The organism is Janthinobacterium sp. UMAB-56, from assembly GCF_900095265.1.
Taxonomy (GTDB): Bacteria; Pseudomonadota; Gammaproteobacteria; order Burkholderiales; family Burkholderiaceae_D; genus Janthinobacterium.
Genome location: NZ_LT607659.1, coordinates 193,829 through 199,866, shown reverse-complemented (window position 1 = coordinate 199,866; position 6,038 = coordinate 193,829). Strand labels below are relative to the sequence as shown.

At 64.8% G+C, this 6,038-nt stretch carries 5 protein-coding genes; 3 read left to right on the top strand and 2 right to left on the bottom strand.

The features are described 5' to 3' along the window. Positions 1-15: 15 nt before the first annotated feature. The 3 genes from K0F85_RS17495 (at position 16) to K0F85_RS17485 (ending at position 3,733) form a co-directional block, all read left to right on the top strand. A complete protein-coding gene (locus K0F85_RS17495; protein ID WP_219117235.1) occupies positions 16-459 on the top strand; it encodes a hypothetical protein in 444 nt (147 codons plus the stop codon). Positions 460-592: 133 nt separating this feature from the next. Further along, positions 593-1,447, top strand: coding sequence for a DUF5672 family protein (locus tag K0F85_RS17490; protein ID WP_219117234.1), 855 nt, complete (start codon positions 593-595; stop codon positions 1,445-1,447). A 114-nt stretch (positions 1,448-1,561) separates the two neighbouring features. Continuing rightward, on the top strand, positions 1,562-3,733 hold the full coding sequence (locus tag K0F85_RS17485) for a bifunctional diguanylate cyclase/phosphodiesterase (RefSeq protein WP_219117233.1): 2,172 nt from the start codon (positions 1,562-1,564) through the stop codon (positions 3,731-3,733). On the opposite strand, the gene K0F85_RS17480 is transcribed toward K0F85_RS17485, so the two are convergent. Both K0F85_RS17480 and K0F85_RS17475 read right to left on the bottom strand, forming a co-directional pair. Further along, entirely contained in the window at positions 3,718-4,824 is a 1,107-nt protein-coding gene (locus K0F85_RS17480; RefSeq protein WP_219117232.1) for a glycosyltransferase family 9 protein, read from the bottom strand. The genes K0F85_RS17485 and K0F85_RS17480 overlap by 16 nt on opposite strands. Before the next feature lie 159 nt (positions 4,825-4,983). Then, positions 4,984-6,033 carry a hypothetical protein gene (locus K0F85_RS17475; RefSeq protein ID WP_257572845.1) on the bottom strand — a complete coding sequence of 350 codons (1,050 nt, stop codon included), beginning with the start codon at positions 6,031-6,033 and terminating at the stop codon, positions 4,984-4,986. Between the last annotated feature and the right edge of the window lie 5 nt (positions 6,034-6,038).

The following is a 6,038-nucleotide window of genomic DNA, read 5'->3' as shown; positions in this document are numbered from 1 at the left end:
AAAAGGTTAACGAGCATGCAAGGCGCAGCAGACAGCAACATCCCCGATTCCCCCGCCAGCCCGGAAGAACGTCCCCGTTTTCGCCCCCGTCCGTGGGAACACCTGGAAACGCCGTACGACGTGGAAGTGTGGGTCGAGGAACATAACCGCAGCATGCAGGACAATATCCGCGCCACGGAAACGGGCGTGGGCATCTGCTTTACCCTGGCCGAAGGGGGCGATATCTATCTGCAGACCAGTGCCGACGGCGCCGTCGTGCTCGACGTGACGCCGGGTGCGGCCTGGGTCTCTCCATTGATCAGTGCGGCGACGGGCTGCGAGACGCCGGACGCGTCGTTGTGGATATTGCCTGACGATAAATTGATCCAGCTGATCGTGGGGCTATCGAGCCTGGTGGCCAGCACTTTGCTGGTGGTGGGCCATGATTTCGGCTTGCGCCGGCGCGGCATGGGGCGCTGAACCGTTCGCACGGGAGCAGGGCGGGCATGCCCCTTGTAAGGCACCGCTTTGCGCTGTATGATGCGGGCGTTGCAAAATATGCCATGCCCGCGCCTGGCATGCCTTCCGCCCACACTCCGATGAAAAGCCTGCGATGCATAATGACAAGCTGGACCTCCGCAACATCAGCCTGGTGTGCGTGGAAACGCGTTATCCCGAGCTGGCCAGCTTTGCCATCGAGCGCTGCCTGGCAGGCGCCGATTTCAAGGAATGCCTGCTGTTCACTTCCCGCCTGCATGACTTGCCCCCGCATATACGCCAGGTACTGATCGCCCCCATCGCGAGCGTGGAGGCGTATTCGGCATTCGTGGTGCATGAGCTGGGTGCCCATTTCAGCGGCACGCATGTGCTCATCATGCAGTGGGACAGTTTCATCGTGGATGCGCGCCAATGGCAGAGCGCTTTCCTGGACTGCGATTACATAGGCGCACCGTGGTCGCATCGCCCGGTGGCCGTCGGAAATGGCGGCTTTTCGCTGCGGTCGCGGCGCCTGTACGAGGTCTTGCCACAACTGGCCATCACGCAAGCCCACCCCGAGGACTATGCGATCTGTGAGTTGCATGGCGTTCAGTTGCGCGAGGAGTTCGGCGTGCGCTTTGCCGATACCCGCCTGGCCTCCAGCTTTGCCTTCGAATGCGTTGCGCCCACCGGTCCATCGTTCGGTTTCCATGGTTTTTTCAATTTTGGCCGGGTGCTGGACGACGTGGCGCTGCGCGATTACCTGCTCCTGTGCGACGATGCCATCATGCATGCGCCAGCCGTGCGCAGGCTGGTCAAGCAGCTGTATGGTTCCGGCCGCTACCGGATGGCGGCACGCGTATTACGCCGGCGCCTCAACGGTGGCGCCGCCATGTTCGCCGACGCCTGCCTGCTTGCCCTGCGCGCCGGCTGGCATGCGCTTACGCGTGGCCGCGCGCGCGCGGCCGCGCTACCGGCGCAGTTGTCCTGACCGCTTGTGGTGAAAGTGGCATACCGGCATGCATCGCTCGACACTGCGCGGTGCGCATGCTAGTCTCGCTACTGCACCCACCTGTTTGCCAGGGCGGCGGTGCCAAGGACAGCTATGGACATACCTCCGCAAGCGGCATCTGCTCCGGATTCCTCCCCGCTCGGCCACGACGGCGTGCCGCGGCATGTCGCGCCCCTGCTTGACGATAGTGTCTTCAGCCCGGAGCGGGTGAAGGCCGAACGCGAGCAAGCCTATTTCAACGATTTATACCTGCTGGCGCCCGTCGCCTATTTCGTGTTGGGCCTCGACGGCCGTATCCTGCAAGTCAACCTGGTGGCGGCCGAATTGTTCGGCCTGGTGCGCGAGCGTCCCGGCCACGTGCTGTTCCGTGCCTATGTGCACGAGGCGTTCCGTCACGATTACGAGCAGTTCGTGCAGCGCGTACTCAATAGCAGCGAGCCAGAGCGCATTCAGCTGCAGGTGCGGCTGAGGCCACATGCCGATGCGCGCGAGGCCGGTGTGCCCGTCGGCCTGCTGGGCAGCGCCGACCCGAATGGCCAGGCGCTGCGCCTGGTGCTGGAGCAGGCCGAGGGCAAGCTGGCGGCGCTCGAACGCAGCGAAGAGCGCTTCCGGCGCATCGTGCACAGTGCCGAGGAGGGAATCTGGGAAATCGATGCGCAGGCGCTGACCAGCTTTGTCAATCCGAAGATGGCGCACATGCTCGGTTGCCAGATCGAGGATATGCTGGGCCAGCCGCTGGCTGCCTTCATGGATGACGAGGGGCGCGCCATTCTGGAGCGCAACATTGCGCGGCGCCAGGATGGCATGGCCGAGCGCCACGAATTCAAGTTCCTGCGGCGCGATGGCAGCACCTTGTGGGCCACCCTGGCGACCAATCCCATCTTCGACTCGGGCGGCAACTACCTGGGTGCGCTGGCCCTGGTCAGCGATATCACGGCGCAGCGCGCGGCGTCCGAGCGCATCTGGCGGCAAGCCAATTTCGACCCGCTGACGGGCTTGCCGAACCGCCACATGTTTCTCGACCGCTTGCAGCACGAGGCGGGCCATGCCAAACGCGAAGGCGCTTGCCTGGCCCTGCTGTTCATCGACCTCGACCATTTCAAGCAGGTGAATGACCGCTTGGGCCATGAGAAGGGCGACATGCTGCTGCGTCAGGCGGCGACGCGCATCAGCGAGCGCGTGCGCGCCACCGATACGGTAGCGCGCCTGGGCGGCGACGAGTTCACCGTCATCCTGGCCGGCGTTGGACAGCTGGGCGGTATCGAGCGCGTGCTGCAGGAATTGACGGCGGCGCTGGCCCGGCCTTTCGTGCTCGACGGCGACACGGTGCAAGTGTCGGCTAGCGTGGGTGTGGCCCTGTATCCGGGCGATGCGGAGGCGCCGGACATCTTGCTGCGGCATGCCGACCAGGCCATGTATGCGGCCAAGAGTGCAGGGCGCAACGGCTACAGCTATTTCACGCCGGCCTTGCAGCAGGCGGCCGACTTGCGCCGCAGCACGGTGCGCGAGATGCGTGTGGCGCTGGCGCAGGACCAGTTCGAGGTGCATTACCAGCCCATCATTCGTCTGTGCGATGGCAGCATCGAGCGGGCCGAGGCGCTGCTGCGCTGGCGCCATCCGCTGCGCGGCTTGCTGCTGCCCGCCGATTTCATCGCTTTTGCCGAGGCGAACGGCTTGATCATCGATATCGGCGAGTGGGTGTTTCGCCAGGTCGTGCGCCAGGCGCGGCTTTGGCAGGACGAGTATGGCGCCGCGTTCCAGATCAGCATCAACAAGTCGGCCATGGAATTTCGCTGCGACGCCGCGCTGTACCAGGACTGGGGCGGGCAGCTGGCGCGCCAGGGCCTGGCGCCTGGCGCCATCGTCATCGAGACCACGGAAGCGGTGCTGCTTGACGAGGCGCGCCAGGTGGTCGAGCGGCTGCGTCAGTTCCGCGCCATGGGCCTGTCACTGGCGCTCGACGATTTCGGCAGCGGCCAGGTGTCCCTGGCGTGCCTGAAAACGGCCGATATCGATTTTCTCAAGATCGACCGTTCCCTGGTGGGCCAATTGGGAGGCGACGATGCCGGACAGGGCTTGTGCGTGGCGCTCATTGCGCTGGCGCAGCGGCTGGGCCTGAAAGTCGTGGCCGAAGGGGTGGAGACGGCGGCGCAGCGCGATCTGCTGCGTGCTGCCGGCTGCGATTATGCACAGGGGTATTTCTTTTCCCGTGTGCTGCCTGGACAGCAAATGGACCGCCTGCTGGCAGCTCAGCCGGCTGCCTGAAGCGTCATCTGGGCTTGCGCCCCTGCATCGCCGTCCATCAGCTGTTCCACGGCGGCCAGGGTCTCGGCGGCGCTGACATTGGCCAGCGTCAGACCCGGTGCCAGGATAACCCGGTAGTGGCGGCTGGCCGGATAAAACCAGCGATAGTTGTCGGTGCGGATGTAGTAGCCGACGATTTTCCTGTCATACGCCGAGGCAATGTGGATCACCGAGGTATCGGGCGAAACGACCAGTTCGCAGCGCCGGATCAGTGCCGCCAGTTCCAGGATGTGGCCGGTAGGTGGCGCACTCATCACGTTGGCATGGCCTGCGCCGCGCACGATCTCGGTGGCGCGCTCTTCGGTGCCTGGTGCGGCGATCACCAGCAGCGCATGGCGCGGATAGCGTGCCGCCAGGGCGGCGCAGCAGCGCTGGGCGTCGGCCACGCTGACCGTGCGTTGCGCATTGCTGCCCTGGAAATTAAGGCAGAACAAGCCTTCATGGGAGCGCAGCAGGGTGTCGCAGGCGGCGTCGACCTGTGCAGCGTGCGCATCCACGCCGAACAGTTCGTAGCGCAGGTCGATGTCGCCCAGGGCAAAGGCGCCAAAGGTGGCGAAATAGCTGTGCAGGATGTGGCGGCTGCGGTCGCAGGGCACCGTATGGTCGAACATGCCCAGCTTGGCCGTCGAGGTACCGTACTTGGGAATGGCAAAGCCCGTCAAATAGCGGGCACCCAGCCATTTGATGCGCAGCAGCAAGGGAATCGAAAAGCGGTTGTAGGGGTTGAAGATGACGTCGTAGCGGCGTCGGCGCAGCTCGGCGATGGTGGTGCGCAAGTCGCGCAGCAGGGGCTGCTTGTCCCAGATGAGGATTTCGCTCACATGGGGATTATCGGCGATGACATCGCGGTTGGCGCTGCTGGCCGCCACGTCGATCTGCCAGTGCGGATAGTTTTTCTTCAGCTCGCGCAGCAGGGCCGAGGTGACGATCATGTCGCCGATCTTGTCGTTGCGCAAAATCAATACCTTGCGCACCTTGGCGATATCGAGGGGCTGCTTGTCGGATTTTCCCAGCAGGGCGTAACTGAGCAGCCGGGCGGCGGTTTTTATCAAGGGAACTCCGGATGTGGATGACGGGATGCGCCGGCGTATGGTGCAAAGCGACAGCGACAGCGGCATCTTACGGATTTCCACCGTCCTGAGCTAGGGGCCTGCCCCATTTATATCCCACTATTGCTGCGCGCGCCATGGCAGCGCACGCGGGAGTGGCGTTTATTCCAGGCCCAGCAGGGCGACGACGCGTTCGCGGCTGATGCCGACCAGTGCCGAGCTGATGGCCAGCAGCGATTCATAGCCTGGCTGGCTGGCCTTTTCGGTGAAGTTTTCCGCCAGCGTATCCATGCTGACGCTCACTTGCACCGGTTGCGCGCGGGCCACGCGTCCCGTCGCTTGCGCCAGTGCCAGGCTGACGGAACTGCGCGCCGCCTGCAACTGCGCCAGCGCCTGCACCACTTGCTGCAAGGTGGCGCGCAGGGCTTCCGTGTCGCCCGTATGCCATTCTTCCGGCGCGATGGCGGCCGGTTCCGCATCCGTGCGCACGCGGCTCATCTGGCCGGTCGGATAGCGGATGCCGCTGCCGCGCACGGACAGGCTGTCGCGCACGTTGGCCCAGCTCGCTTCCGACGTGCTGAACACCAGCTCGCCATTCTTGCCCTGCTTGACGCCTATGCCGGACGGCATCAGTGCGCGGTCGAAGCGGGAAACGATTTCGCTCTCGCTCAGGCCAGGTTCGATATTCACCGAGCGCAGGGCCTGGTTTGCGCCGCCGACGGAAAACGCCAGCACTTCCTGCGGTCCTTCCTGCAGGCTGGCCATGGTCAGGCCGCGGATGCTGAAGTTCTGCTGCGCCGCCCGCGGGCTGGTATAGCTGAGCTGTGCGTCGAGCGTGCCGCCCGAGGCGCTGGCGCGCTGGCGCCAGGTATTGCTGAACTGGCGCACGCGCGCTTCGACTTGCCCTTCGCGGCCCTGGCGCGCGGCCAGCTTGGCCGCCAGTTCGCTTTTCAGCGCTTGCAGCTGGCTGCTGCTGCGTTCAAGGTAGTCCAGGGTTTGTTGTGCGTTGGAAATTTCCCCCTGTAACTGGTGATCCCAGTTGCTCAGGCCACGTTGCAGGCTCGCCGTCGAACTCTTCGCCGCCGGCGCCTCGCTGCGCGCGCTGGCGCGTCCGCCGCCATCAATGGCGGCGGACGCGTCATCGGCGACGCGGGCCTTGCCGGTGCCTTTGGCATTGACGCCGGACGAGGAGGAAGTCTGAACGATTTGCATGGTGG